This is a genomic window from Mycobacterium sp. NGS22 (assembly GCF_059813095.1).
Genome location: NZ_JCALDY010000011.1, coordinates 73,172 through 85,859, shown reverse-complemented (window position 1 = coordinate 85,859; position 12,688 = coordinate 73,172). Strand labels below are relative to the sequence as shown.

Annotated in this window: 12 protein-coding genes; 2 read left to right on the top strand and 10 right to left on the bottom strand. The window is 66.7% G+C overall.

Annotation, left to right across the window (positions count from 1 at the left end; all coding sequences use genetic code 11):
• Position 1 precedes the first annotated feature (1 nt).
• Positions 2–310, bottom strand: a complete 309-nt coding sequence (locus AC5Y47_RS12650; protein ID WP_499944347.1) for a hypothetical protein — start codon at positions 308–310, stop codon at positions 2–4.
• Between the two features lie 119 nt (positions 311–429).
• On the opposite strand from AC5Y47_RS12650, the gene AC5Y47_RS12645 reads away from it, so the two are divergent.
• Positions 430–1,674 carry a cytochrome P450 gene (locus tag AC5Y47_RS12645; protein WP_499944345.1) on the top strand — a complete coding sequence of 415 codons (1,245 nt, stop codon included), beginning with the start codon at positions 430–432 and terminating at the stop codon, positions 1,672–1,674.
• A 15-nt stretch (positions 1,675–1,689) separates the two neighbouring features.
• On the opposite strand, the gene AC5Y47_RS12640 is transcribed toward AC5Y47_RS12645, so the two are convergent.
• The 8 genes from AC5Y47_RS12640 to AC5Y47_RS12605 form a co-directional block, all read right to left on the bottom strand.
• Positions 1,690–3,060 (bottom strand): HNH endonuclease signature motif containing protein, encoded by a 1,371-nt coding sequence (locus tag AC5Y47_RS12640; RefSeq protein WP_499944344.1) that lies wholly within the window; start codon positions 3,058–3,060, stop codon positions 1,690–1,692.
• Between the two features lie 121 nt (positions 3,061–3,181).
• On the bottom strand, positions 3,182–4,753 hold the full coding sequence (gene fadD1 / locus AC5Y47_RS12635) for a fatty-acid--CoA ligase FadD1 (RefSeq protein ID WP_499944343.1): 1,572 nt from the start codon (positions 4,751–4,753) through the stop codon (positions 3,182–3,184).
• Complete coding sequence (locus tag AC5Y47_RS12630; protein ID WP_499944342.1) at positions 4,746–5,153, bottom strand: Zn-ribbon domain-containing OB-fold protein; 408 nt, start codon at positions 5,151–5,153, stop codon at positions 4,746–4,748. Before AC5Y47_RS12630 ends, fadD1 begins: the two co-directional genes overlap by 8 nt.
• 1 nt (position 5,154) lies before the next feature.
• Positions 5,155–6,357 carry a thiolase family protein gene (locus AC5Y47_RS12625; RefSeq protein ID WP_499944341.1) on the bottom strand — a complete coding sequence of 401 codons (1,203 nt, stop codon included), beginning with the start codon at positions 6,355–6,357 and terminating at the stop codon, positions 5,155–5,157.
• Positions 6,354–6,779, bottom strand: a complete 426-nt coding sequence (locus tag AC5Y47_RS12620) for a MaoC/PaaZ C-terminal domain-containing protein (protein ID WP_499944340.1) — start codon at positions 6,777–6,779, stop codon at positions 6,354–6,356. Before AC5Y47_RS12620 ends, AC5Y47_RS12625 begins: the two co-directional genes overlap by 4 nt.
• The gene (locus AC5Y47_RS12615; RefSeq protein ID WP_499944339.1) at positions 6,776–7,276 is read right to left on the bottom strand and encodes a MaoC family dehydratase; all 501 of its coding nucleotides are present in this window, start codon (positions 7,274–7,276) and stop codon (positions 6,776–6,778) included. Before AC5Y47_RS12615 ends, AC5Y47_RS12620 begins: the two co-directional genes overlap by 4 nt.
• Positions 7,269–8,402 carry an acyl-CoA dehydrogenase family protein gene (locus tag AC5Y47_RS12610; protein ID WP_499944338.1) on the bottom strand — a complete coding sequence of 378 codons (1,134 nt, stop codon included), beginning with the start codon at positions 8,400–8,402 and terminating at the stop codon, positions 7,269–7,271. Before AC5Y47_RS12610 ends, AC5Y47_RS12615 begins: the two co-directional genes overlap by 8 nt.
• Positions 8,403–8,406: 4 nt before the next feature.
• Positions 8,407–9,585, bottom strand: a complete 1,179-nt coding sequence (locus AC5Y47_RS12605; protein ID WP_499944337.1) for an acyl-CoA dehydrogenase family protein — start codon at positions 9,583–9,585, stop codon at positions 8,407–8,409.
• Between the two features lie 272 nt (positions 9,586–9,857).
• Between AC5Y47_RS12605 and AC5Y47_RS12600 the strand changes: the two genes are divergently transcribed.
• Positions 9,858–11,090 carry a cytochrome P450 gene (locus AC5Y47_RS12600; protein ID WP_499944336.1) on the top strand — a complete coding sequence of 411 codons (1,233 nt, stop codon included), beginning with the start codon at positions 9,858–9,860 and terminating at the stop codon, positions 11,088–11,090.
• A gap of 29 nt (positions 11,091–11,119) precedes the next feature.
• Here the strand turns inward: AC5Y47_RS12600 and AC5Y47_RS12595 are convergent, their stop codons facing one another.
• A complete protein-coding gene (locus AC5Y47_RS12595; protein WP_499944335.1) occupies positions 11,120–12,562 on the bottom strand; it encodes an amidase in 1,443 nt (480 codons plus the stop codon).
• Between the last annotated feature and the right edge of the window lie 126 nt (positions 12,563–12,688).

Here is a 12,688-nt window from a genome sequence, read left to right as displayed (position 1 = left end):
CCTACTGACGCGGCCATGATCTGCCGAGCAGGTCGGCCAGCTGGATGGCGACCTGACTGAGCATCAACTGAACCTCCGGCCGCTGCTCCGGGGGCAGGGCGTCGACACCCCGCTGCACGATGGTCGTCTGCTGACTCAGTTGGTTCAACCGCTGCTGTCGCTCCGCCGGACTCAGACTGTCCCAGCTGGCGTGCAAATCCGATGTCTGCTGCTGCAGCTGTTGCACCTCGGCGCGGGGATCGGCCCTTGCCGGACTGGCTGCCACCAGCGCGCCGATCAACAGGGCTCCCACTATCGCGGTGACTCTCATGAACGCCACCCTGCCGGGCTCCGCTTGCCTGATTCTTGCGTAACTGTTGCATCCGGGGGCTGGTGCCTCGTTACGATCAGCCTGATCGTTGCGTTCTGCACCTCGCCGAGGAGGTTTGAATGGCCGCCCCGAACTTGCCGCCGGGCTTCGATTTCACCGATCCCGACATCTACGCGCACCGGTTGCCGGTGGCGGAGTTCGCCGAACTGCGCTCGACAGCACCGATCTGGTGGAACGAGCAACCGCCGGATCGGGGCGGATTCGGCGACGGTGGCTACTGGGTGGTGAGCAAGCATCGCGACGTTCGCGACGTATCGCTGCGCAGCGACGTCTTCTCCTCGGCGGAGAAGTCGGTGGTGCCGCGCTACCCGGAAGAGTTGGCGCAGGCCCAGATCGAGCTCGGACGGACGTCGATGATCATGATGGACGACCCCGAGCACAGCCGACTGCGCAAGATCGTCGCGCGCGGGTTCACCCCCCGCGCCGTCGAGCGGCTGCGCGCCGACCTGACCGAGCGAGCGCGGCAGATCGCCGCGCGGGCAGCTGCGGAAGGATCGGGCGATTTCGTCCGGCAGGTCGCCTGCGAGTTGCCGCTGCAGGCGATCGCGGGACTGCTCGGGGTTCCGCTGGAAGACCGCGAACAGCTTTTCGACTGGTCCAACCAGATGATCGGCAGCGACGATCCGGAGTTCGCCGACCACGATTCGCTGACATCGGCGGCCGAAATGATGTGGTATGCCATGCAATTGGCGGAGCGCAGAGCCAAGGACCCGGGCGCAGACATCGTCACGACGCTCATCCAGCCGGACGCCGACGGGCACCGGTTATCCGAGGCCGAGTTCGGCATGTTCGTGGTGACGTTGGCGATCGCCGGCAACGAGACGACTCGCAATTCGATCACCCACGGAATGATGGCGTTCACCGACTTCCCCGCCCAATGGGAGCTGTTCAAGGCCCAGCGACCGGGCACCGCGGCCGACGAGATCATTCGTTGGGCGACGCCGATCACCGCGTTTCAGCGAACCGCGTTGGTGGACACCGAAGTTGGCGGAGTCTCGATCAAGAAGGGCCAACGGCTGGTGATGTTCTACCGCTCGGCCAACTTCGACGAAGAGGTGTTCGACGACCCCTACACCTTCAACATTCTGCGGTTCCCGAATCCCCATGTCGGATTCGGCGGCACCGGCGCGCATTACTGCATCGGCGCGAATCTGGCCCGCATGACGATCGACCTGATGTTCAACGCGATCGCCGACACGATGCCGGATCTGACCTCGCTGGGCGAACCCGAGCGGCTGCGATCACCATTCATCACCGGCATAAAGCACTGGCAGGTCGAGTACGGGACGAGGTGCCCGGTCTGATCGAGGCCGTCCCGATCAATCGGGTTCGTCGTCGTCGTCGTCGGGTATCAGCAGTTTCTCGGCGTGGTGGAAGGTGTTGATTCTGGGTTGGCCGTGGTCGAGGTGTGCTGGGGGGATCCATTCGGTGTGGCCTTGGGTGTTGGTGCGGGTGGTCCAGCCTTTTTCGGCCAGTCTGTTATCGGGGCCACAGGCCAGGGTGAGGTCGTTGATGTCGGTGCGGCCGGTTTGGCGCCAGGCGGTGACGTGGTGGACTTCGCTGTGGTAGGCCGGGGCGTCACAGCCGGGTCTGGTGCAGCCGAGGTCTTTGGCGCACAGCATGATCCGTTGGGCCGGGGAGGCCAAACGTTTGGTGTGATAGAGGGCTTGGGGTTTGGCGCCGTCGAAGATCGCCAAATAGTGGTGGGCGCCGCCGCCGGCCATGCGGATCAGATCACTCATGGGTAGGCGGGAGCCGCCGCCGGTGCGCGCCCATCCCGCGGCGGCTTCCAGTTCTGCCACGGTGGTGGTGGCGATGATGGTCACCGGCAGCCCGCGGTGGCGGCCCAACTGCCCGGAGGCCAGCAGTGCGCGTAGCCCGGCCAGCAGCGCGTCGTGCTGGCGTTGGGGTCCCGAGCGGGTATCGCGCTGCGCCTCATCGGCGTCGGGTTCGCCGTCCACGCGCGGTGCCTCGTCGTTCGGGTTGCACATCCCCGGTGCGGCCAACTTCGTCCACGCCGCTTCGATCGCGGCCCGCAGTTCCGGGGTGACCAGCCCGCTCAGGCGCGACATCCCGTCGAACTCCTGCTTGCCCAGCATCAGGCCGCGCCGGCGGGCGCGCTCCTCCTCGGAGTAGTTGCCGTCGGGGTGCAAATAGGCCATCACTTCCTGGGCATAGGTCTGCACTTGTTCGGGGCGAAAGTGGGTGGCCTTGTCGACCAGGTCGGCTTCGGCGTCCTGCCGGGTGCCCGCATCGACCGTGTCCGGCAGATGGGCCAGGAATTTGCGGATCAAGCGGATGTGTTCATCACCGATGAGTCCGGCGCCTTGGGCGGTCGCGGTCGCGGTGAGCAGCGGCCCCAGCGGCTCCCCGGACAGCGCCCGGCGCGCGCCGAGATCTTTGGCTTCGGCGATGCGCCGGCCGGCTTCGGCTTTAGAGATCCGCAACCGATCAGCCAACGCGCTGCGCAGCTTGCCGCCTAACTCCTCCTCGGCGGCGTGGGCGGCGAGTTGGTTGATCACCGCGTGCTGGGGTGTGCGCAGTTGGCGGGCTGCCCGTTCCAGGCGCGCCAGAGCCCGCATCCGCTCCGGGGTGGTGAACACCTCAAAGGACAACGCGCACAAACGATCCACATCTGCATCGAGTGCATCGAAGACCTCCACGATCTCTTCACGCGTGCTCGCTGCCATACCTCAAATTCTAGGAACCGGCACCGACAACTCCCCGGCCCCGACGACATACCTGTGCATAAACCTGCAACTGTGCATAAGCCCGTGTGGTGGCTCCAAATTCATTGCGGAATCGTGAAATTCACCCAACATCCTCGCGGCGGTACTCGCGTCCACGCTCGGCCCGCTCCCAGAGCACCCCGTCCCCGGCAGACACGCCATCCCTGATCAGCTCGCGCTTGAGGATCTTGTTGGTCGCGGTGCGCGGCAACTCGGCGTTGATCCGCACATATCTCGGCCACGCCTTCGGCGACAAGTCGGGCTGGGCAGCCAGGAAATCGCCGAACTGGCTGGGAGACAGCGACGCTCCGCTGTTGAGCACGATTGCGGCCATCACCTGATCCCCTACCCGCTCGTCGGGAACGGCGTACACCGCAACGTGGTTGATCTCCGGCAGGCGCTGCAGGATGCGCTCGACAGGACCCGCCGCCAGGTTCTCACCGTCCACTCGCATCCAGTCCGCGGTGCGTCCGGCCAAGTAGATCCAGCCCTCGGCGTCGCGGTAGGCGAGGTCACCCGACCAGTACATACCGTGTCGCATCCGCTCGTCGGTGGCGGCGGCGTCGTTGTAGTAGCCGCTGAAACCGCCTGCGCCATAAGTATTCACCAGTTCACCGACGGCGTCGTCGAAATTGGCCAGCGCACCGTGCTGATCGAAAACCGCTGCGGCGCACTCGGTCCGGGTTTCCGGGTGGTACACGCTGACACCCGGATATCCCTTGCCGATGGAACCCGGCGGTGTCCCGTCCTCACGCATCACGACGACGGCGAACTCGCTGGATCCGAAACTGTCCACCACCCGGCATCCGAAACGCCTGGCGAACTCGTCGAGGTCACGCTCGGTTGCCTCGTTGCCGAACGCGGCGCGCAGCGTGTTGTGGGCGTCGTCGGGACGCTCCGGGGTGGCCAGCACCAGCGCCAGCGGCTTGCCGACGTAGTTCATGTAGGTGACGCCGTAGCCCCGGATGTCGGCGAGGAATCGTGACGGGGAGAATCTGGCGGGCACCATCGCGGCACCGGCGCTGATGGCAACGGCCCACCCGGCCGCGACACCGTTGGAGTGAAACAGCGGCATCGCGAGATAGCACACGTCCGCGGCGGTCAGCTCGAACCGCTCGGCCAGGCTGGCGCCGCACATGACCGCCATCGCGTGTGCGAAACGCACCGCCTTGGGGTCGCCGCTGGTGCCGGAGGTGAAGATCATCATCACCGGGTCGGCGCCGGAAACCTGAATCGGCACAAGGGGTTGCGCGGCAGTCACCGCCTCGCGGTATTCGGCGCCGTCGACATTCAGGACGGGCAGATCCAGCCCGTCGAGCAACGCCAGGTGTTCGGTATCGACGAGCACCAGTTGACTGTCCGACCTCCTGATGTCGGCGGCCAGCCCTTGCCCGCGGCGGGTCGTGTTGATCCCACACAGCACATACCCGCCGAGCGCAGCCGCGGCCATCGACCGCAGCATGGCCGGCGAATTGCCCAGCAGCGCAGCGACATGCAGCGGCCGCGCCGGATCGAGCCGCTCCAGCAGCACCGACGCCTCGGCCGCAGCTTCGCCGAGGTGCTCGCGCCAGGTCCACGTCCGATCCCCGTCCCGCACCGCGACGGTGTCGTCGTCCATCCGCGATCGCAGCAATTGCTGCACCGTCTCAAACATCGGCCGGCCGGTATCGCAACAGCGTGATCTCATGGCCTGGGACGTCACAGAAGACGGGCGCAACCCGCATGCCGATACGGATGTCCTGCGGGTCGACATCCACCAACTCGGCGCTGACCCGCGGTCCGGCATCCCATTGCACGACGGCGAGCAGCTGCGGCAGCTGCTCAGCCCATGGCGGCCCCGTCGGGCGCCGCGCAACGGTGTAGGTGTACAGCGTTCCCGCGCCGTCGATCTCGCGCCATTCCAGGTCGTCGGCCAGGGTGCCTGGTGCCAGTGTGCGCGGATAGAACACGTACCGGCGCGACGACGGCGAGTACTGGATCAGTATCTTGTGCTCGCGCAACGCATCCCAGAACGGTTGGGATACCGGTGTCGGCTCAGGCAACGGTCGGCTCATGTCAGTCACCTCCTAGCACCAGGGCCACCTGCTCGCTCATGATGCCGCCGTTGCCGGTCACGAACGCGGTGTCGCAGTCGCGCACCTGAGCATCGCCGGAGCGGCCCATCACTTGCCGCGCCCCGTCGACCACGTGATGCATGCCGCCGGCCATGCCGGCCTGCCCGAACGACAATTGGCCCCCGGCCGTGTTGACCGGAAAGTCGCCGCGGAAGGTCAGGTCGTGCTCGGTCAACCATTGCATGCCTTCGCCTTTGCCGCAGAAGCCGGCGTCCTCGAGGGTCATCAGCACCGTGATGGTGTAGCAGTCGTAGATCGAGGCGACGTCGACGTCGGCACGGTCCAGTCCCGCCATTGCGAAGGCTTTTTCGGCGGCACGGGCGATCGGCGTGCGCATGAGATCGTCGGCGTAAGTGGGGGTCTTGAACCGGATGTGTTCGCCGAAGCCTTTGATCCAGACCGGCCGGTGGCGGGCGCGGCGCGCTATCTCGGCGTTGGCCACCAGCACGCCGGCCCCGCCCTGAACCCGCATCACGGTCTCCAGCATGTGGATTGGGTCGGCGATGACCGGACTGGTCAAGACGTCGTCGACGGTGAGCGGTTTGCCGTGGAACACCGCGCCGGGGTGGGCGCAGGCATTGGTCCGTTGCTGCACCGCGATCCTGGCCAAAGCGGCTGCATCGTAACCGTATTCGGCGGCGTAGCGTTGGGCGATCTGCGCGTACGGGGCGTTCTGGCCGACGTTGCCGTACGGGATCTCGAATTCAGCCTGCGGCGAGCCGTAGTTGTTGCTCGACGCGCCGTACCAGCCCAGCGTGCGGCCGGGTCGTTGCTCCGAGCGGGGGATCTCCAGGGATCCCGGCACCACCGCGAGCACCGCATCGCACACGCCCAGTTCGACCGCCGCTGCGGCGCGCCACACCATCCCGGCGGCCGTCGCACCGCCCAGGTCCACCCGGTCACCGAAATCCAGCGGGATCCCGAGATACTCCGACAGCGTCGCCGGTGCGAACATGTCCGACTCGGCGATGCCATGGCACGACAGTCCGTTCACCACAGTGGGTTCCACGCCGGCATCCTCGATCACCAGCTTGGCGAGCAACGCATACTGATCCAACGTGAAGGACGCCGGGCGGGTCTGGCGCCGCTCCGCCGGTAGTTCTGCGATGCCTATGATGGCGGCCTCGCCGCGCAGGCCGCTCACCGAATGTTCCTGCGGGGCAACAAGACGCTGGCTGTGCCGGGCATCAACACCTCGTCGCCGCGTCGACAGGAGATGTCCAGGTCCACGATGCCCTCCCCCTTCCCCGTCACGACACCTCCGAAGGTCAACTCCTGCCCGGGGTAGGCGATCGCGCGATTCTGCACCGAGAAACGCAGCAACCGCCCGGCACCACCGATCCAGTCGGTCAGGGCACGCGACAACAGCGCCGCCTGCAGTGGTCCCTGGACCAGTACGTCGTCGTAACCTTCGACGTCGCGGGCCCACGCCTTGTCGTAGTGGATGCGGTGCCCGTTGTAGGTCGCGGCGCTGAAGAAGAACATCTGCGTCTCGGTCACCGTGACTGTCAACGGCGTTACCGAAGAACCGATTTCGATGTCCTCGTAGTACAGCTGTCCGGTCATGCGGGCCTCGCGATCATCGAGGTGGTCGCCTCGGCGAGCAGGTCACCGCGCTGATTGCGGTATTCGCTGCGCCAGGTCACCAGCACGAACCTGCCTGACCTGCCCTCCTTTTCGGTGATGGCGTCGACGGTACGCACCAGTTCGACCTGATCCCGATGATAGGCGGGCAGATGGAACGTGGTGCTCTCACCGCCAGCCATCCGCCTTGGCGCCCGCGGGAAGGCCAGGCTGCCGGTGACGGCGCCCGAAGATCCGTCTGGGCGCAGGTTGTCCAGTGTGGCCACACCGAGGACCGCGTACTGCAGAAACAACGGCGGACAAATCACGTCGCGGTAGCCGTGCGCGCGTGCGTGGTCGGCGTCGAACCACAGCGGGTTGCGATCATCGACCGCGGCGGCCCAACGTTGCCAGTCCCGCTGGTTCACTTCGCCGCTGGCGGTGGCGACGACGGTGCCGACGCTCGCGGCGGTTTCCGGATCGATGAGACTGTCAGTCACTGGTTGCATCCCAATTCATCTCGTCCTCAAGCCATCTCGCGGCAATATCGGCGCCGCCTCCCAGGGTCGCGAGCACTCGGGCACGCTCGGAGAACAGGTGCAGGTCGGTGTCGACGACATAACCCATGCCGCCGTGCAACTGGTGGGCATCCAGCGTGATCTGCTTGACCCGACTTGCGTGCATCCGCGCGATCGCTGTCTCCCGGGTGCCGGTGCGGCCGCGGCCGATCCAGCACACCGCCGAGTGGGCGGCCAGCCGGGCAGCCGTCAGCGCGATGTGCATGTCGGCCACCAGGTGCTGAGCGGCCTGGAACGACGCGATGGGACGCCCGAACTGCTCACGCATCTTGGTGTGGTCGACCGTGCGCTGCAGCACCCCTTCGGCCACCCCGGTCAGATCCAGGCAGAGCAGCGCCAGGGTGGCGTTGACCACCCGGCGCAGGTCCGACTGGGTCAGACCCGCAGCGCCGGCGAGAATTCGGCGGGGGTCGTCGATCAGCACGTCCTCGAAGCGCAACGCGAAAACGGGGTGCGCCCCCATCACTTTCAAGGGTTCCGCCGAGATTCCGGACGACGAGGTGTCGACCACGAGTCCCTGTGCGGCGCCGCCGGTGTCGGCAGTGACGACAATCAAGTCGGCCAGGTCGGCGTCGGCGACGAAATCCACCGTGCCGTCCAGACGGTAGCGGCCGTCGGCGTCGCGGCGTGCCTGTAATGACGGCGTGAGGTCGGCCGCGTCGCGCGGATTGCACAACGCAACCGTCCCGCGGGCGCTGCCGGACGCCAGCGCCGGCAGCCACGCTTTCCGGGCGTCACCTCCGCCCAACCAGTCGATGGCGAGCGCGGCATGGATGCTGCTGTGCACGATCATCGGGCACAACGCACGCCCGGCCTCCACGCTGAACACGCCGAGTTCACCGAGTCCGCCGCCGGCACCTCCGAGCGCTTCCTCGACCGCGAGCCCCAGCACGCCGGACTCGCCCAGCGCCTTCCACAGCGATGGCGTGACGCGGTCCCCGTCCGGTGGCTGCAACCCGCGAGCCGGTGTCGCCGGACACTCGGCGGCCAGCATCTTGCGGCACATCGCCGCAAGATCACGTTCGTCCTGATCGGGTATCAGCCGCATGCGATCACCGGCCGTAGGAGGGCAGGCGGTATCCCCACTGGGCGATCACATCGCGCAACACCTCGTTGGTGCCGCCACCGAACCGCATCAGCGGCGACACCCGGTACAGACGCTCGAAGAAGCCGTCGAGCGGTGCGGCGGTACTGCGATGCGCGAGCAGCCCGTCGGGTCCCAGTAGGTCGATCGCCAAATCCGCTATGCGCTGGCGCAATTCGCTGGTGAAGATCTTCTCGACGCTGACCTCGACGGTGGGGATGGCACCGGAGTCGAGCAGCGAGGCCGCCTCGTAGCCCATCAGCTTGGCAACTTCGACATCGGCCTCCGCCGCAGCGAGACGGCGACGGAAGGCCGGGTCGTGGGCGGGCACCGTCCCGTCGCGAAGTGGTCGCACCGCCAGCGTGATCAAGTCGTCGAGGGCGCGGCGCAGATCTCCGGCATTGGTCAGCGCCCCGCGCTCCAAGTCCAATGCCCCGGTGATGTAGGTCCAACCCTTGTCGACCTCACCGATCAGGTTGGTGACCGGCACTCGCACGTCGTGGAAGAACGTCTCGTTGGTGCGGTAGCCCGACCATGCGTACAGCGGGTGGATTTCGATGCCGGCCGCGTCGATGGGCACCATGATCACCGAGATGCCGCGATGTCGCGGTGCATCGGGATCGGTTCGCACGCACAACCATTCGTGGGTGCAGCGTTGAGCCCCGCTGTTCCAGATCTTGGATCCGTTGATCACCCATTCGTCGCCGACGCGTACCGCGCGGGTTTTCAGAGCGGCGAGGTCGGTGCCGGCGTTGGGCTCGGAATAGCCGACGGCGCAGATGATCTCGCCCCGTGCGATCGGCGGCAGGAACTCGGTCTTGTTCTGTTCGGTGCCGTGGCGCATGATCATCGGTGCGACCGAGGTGACGGTCAGGTCGGGCCCCGGCACGCCCCAGTATTCGAATTCGCTCATCAACAGGTGCTGATGCATGGCGGTGAGCCCGAGTCCGCCGTACTCGCGCGGCCAGTTCAGGCCGAACCAGCCGCGCTCGCCGATCTTGCGACGGAATGCCGACAACTCGCCGCCGCGAAACTCGAGGTCATGCTCGGCCAGCTCGGCGCGCAACGCCGCAGTGACGTTCTGCCGAAGGAACTCACGCACCTCGGCCAGCCAGGCGCGCTGCTCGTCGTCGAGCTCGAAGTCCACACCGGCGACACTAGTCCCACCCCGGTTACACCTGGCCGGACAGGCCCACGACGGCGCGCTTCGACCCGGTCAATACCCTCGACCGGTTCTAGACCATACGTTGTTCACATTCTGTATGCCGCGCGGACGATCGGGCCAGCCACCCGCCATGATGTCGTTGACAGTGCCCACTATCGGCCATACCTTGTTGGAGATGTTGTCCGCGCGGCGGTGTGCCGGCGGATTCGCGTTCAGTCGGCGGGCACCTGCAGTTCGAACTCGAGGAGACCGCTATGACCGTGGGCACCGCTGCGCCAAGCGTTTTCGAGGCCGATCTGCCGACCCTGGCCTACGAGGCCACCGAGATCCCCGCCGATGTCTACCCGCGCATCCGGACCGCGCAGCGCCAGGCGCCGATTGCGCTGGGCCCTTTCGGTCCCGAGGTGCTCTCCTATCACCTGGTCCGCTCGGTGCTGCGCGATCCGCGATTTCAGATCCCACCCGGCCTGAATCTCGTTGTGCAAGGCATCACTTCGGGGCCGCTGTGGGACAAGGTGACCAACAGCTTGTTGTGCCTGGATGGCGCTGCACACCATCGGCTGCGCAGCCTGACGTCGAAGGCGTTCACGCCGAGAGCGACTTCGCGCCTGCACGACACGATGGTGTCGACGATGGACAGCCTGGTCGATCGGGTGGTGCAGCGGGGCAGCAGTGACGTGGTCACCGACCTCGCGCGGCCGTATCCCGTGCCGGTCATCTGCGCTCTGCTGGGCGCGCCCCGCGAAGACTGGCAACAATTTTCGTTCTGGGCCGATGAGATCTTCAAGGCATTCAGCTTCATAGCGGGTGTCCGCGAAATCGAACCGGCCGTGATGCGCGCATGGGCCGAACTCGACCGGTACGTCGACGAGATGGTGGCCCGTCGCCGACACAGCCTGACCGACGACCTGCTTTCCGACCTGATCCGCGCCGAGGACGACGGGGACCGCCTCGCGTCCGCCGAGCTGCGCATGCTGGCCGGGGGTCTGTTGCTGGCCGGTACCGACACCACCCGCAATCAACTGGCCGCCTGCGTCCAGGTGCTCTGTGCGCATCCGGAACAGTGGGACTTGCTGACCGAACGTCCCGAACTGGCCATGCATGCCGTCGAGGAGACAATGCGTCACTCCCCGATCGCCTGCGGAACCCTTCGCCTCGTGACGCAGGATGCCGAGATCGACGGCTACCGGTTCCCCGCCGGCACCATGATCCTGGTGAATACCGCTGCGGCCAACCGCGACCCGGCGGTCTATGAAAATCCGGAGCATGTCGACATCACCCGGGACGGTGCTCCGGCCATCCTGACCTTCGGTGGCGGCATCCACTACTGCTTGGGCGCGAACTTGGCCCGGCGCGAACTCGCCGAAGCGCTCACCGTGCTCACTCGTCGCATCAAGAATCCGCGCATCACCGGCCCCGCACCGTGGAAGCCGATGGTGAGCCTGAGCGGGCCCGTCAGTCTGCCGATCTCGTTCGAAAGCCGGTAGTTACCGACCCTGGCCGCGCGTCCTTTGCGTCACGGCACGGCGGGCCGGTGCGAAGACCAGGGATGAGCCGACTCCAGTTGCGCGGCAACGCGAATCAGCACATCCTCCCGCCCGTAGGCCGCGGCAAGTTGGACACCGATCGGCAGCCCGTCGGCGTTGCGGTACAGCGGGAGGCTGATCGCCGGCTGCCCGCTCATGTTGAACGGCGGGGTGAATGCGGCGAATTCACCCCCGCGGCGCATCGGAGCCGTCGGGTGGGCCGGGTCGTTGTCGAATTCTGTCAGCGCCGGAGGCGGCTCGGCCACCGTAGGAGTGAGCAACAGATCCCAGCCGTCGGCCCACCACTGCTGCAACGCGCGCCGAAACGCGTACACCGCATCCTGCGCAACCGCGTAGTCGACGGCGGTCACCTGCTGCGCCCGTTCGATCAGGACCCAGTTCACCGGCTCGATATCCGCAGCGGTGACCTCCCGGCCCAGCGTCGCGGCGAACCCGCGCGCCGCCATGGCCATCTGCGTCGCCCAGAGTGCCATGAACTTCTGTTGCAACGTGCTGTCGGCAAGACACGACGGCCACGCCGGTTCGACAATGTGCCCCAACTCCTCCAGCAACGACGCCGAAGTGCGCACCGCCGCAACACAATCCGGGTGCAGGAACCCACCGCGCGGATGAACATCGAGCAACCCGATCCGCAAGCTGCCCGGGTCGGCGCCCAGCTCCTCGACGTAGGGCCGCTGCGGTGCGGGTGCGATCACGCTGTCACCGACTCCGGGACCGCACACCGCATCGAGCAAACCCGCCGTGTCACGCACCGTACGGCTGACACCCAGTTCCACCCCCAGGCCCACCTCGGCCCGCCGCGGGCCGACCGTGATCCGCCCCTGACTCGGCTTGAGCCCCACCAGTCCGCAGCACGACGCCGGAATGCGGATGCTGCCGCCGCCGTCGGATGCGTTGGCGAACGGGACCATCCCCGCCGCCACCGCCGCCGTGGCACCGCCACTCGACCCGCCCGGGGTGCGATCCAGCGCCCACGGATTGCGGGTCGGGCCCCATGCCAGCGGCTGGGTGGTGGGCAGGCTCCCCATCTCGGGACTGTTCGTCCGCCCGGCGATCACCAGTCCGGCCGCCTTGAACCGGGAGACCAATGTGGTGTCGGCGGTGTCGAGCTTGCCCGCCTCTTTCAGCGCCACATTGCCGTTGGACAACCTCTGACCCGCAAAGCTGGTGTAGAGGTCTTTGAGCAGAAACGGCACCCCGCGAAACGGACCGTCGGGCAGCGACGGTTCGGCCGCCACCGACCGGGCATGCTCGAACCACTCGATCACCACCGCGTTCAGCGCAGGGTTGGACAGCTCGATCCGTTCGATTGCCGCGTCCAGCAGCTCGCGCGGCGTCACCTCGCCGGCGGCGACCAGCGCCGCCTGGTCCGTGGCGTCCATCCAGCGCGTCTCTTCGGCAAGACCAGTCATGACTGTTGGTCTACCAGGTCCGCCCTTGCATCAGGCGTGCGCTATCACAGCAAAACATCCGTGCAAACTCGTAAGACCGCAAGCCGTGCACCGCAAATGGTCCGATTCGCCCCGCACCGCCGACGG

Excerpts from the sequence above, each read along its gene's own strand:
- AC5Y47_RS12650 (WP_499944347.1), bottom strand. The coding sequence starts at position 310 with ATGAGAGTCACCGCGATAGTGGGAGCCCTGTTGATCGGCGCGCTGGTG.
- AC5Y47_RS12640 (WP_499944344.1), bottom strand. The coding sequence starts at position 3,060 with ATGGCAGCGAGCACGCGTGAAGAGATCGTGGAGGTCTTCGATGCACTC.
- AC5Y47_RS12600 (WP_499944336.1), top strand. The coding sequence starts at position 9,858 with ATGACCGTGGGCACCGCTGCGCCAAGCGTTTTCGAGGCCGATCTGCCG.
- AC5Y47_RS12630 (WP_499944342.1), bottom strand. The coding sequence starts at position 5,153 with ATGAGCCGACCGTTGCCTGAGCCGACACCGGTATCCCAACCGTTCTGG.
- AC5Y47_RS12610 (WP_499944338.1), bottom strand. The coding sequence starts at position 8,402 with ATGCGGCTGATACCCGATCAGGACGAACGTGATCTTGCGGCGATGTGC.
- AC5Y47_RS12645 (WP_499944345.1), top strand. The coding sequence starts at position 430 with ATGGCCGCCCCGAACTTGCCGCCGGGCTTCGATTTCACCGATCCCGAC.
- AC5Y47_RS12595 (WP_499944335.1), bottom strand. The coding sequence starts at position 12,562 with ATGACTGGTCTTGCCGAAGAGACGCGCTGGATGGACGCCACGGACCAG.
- fadD1 (WP_499944343.1), bottom strand. The coding sequence starts at position 4,753 with ATGTTTGAGACGGTGCAGCAATTGCTGCGATCGCGGATGGACGACGAC.
- AC5Y47_RS12620 (WP_499944340.1), bottom strand. The coding sequence starts at position 6,779 with ATGACCGGACAGCTGTACTACGAGGACATCGAAATCGGTTCTTCGGTA.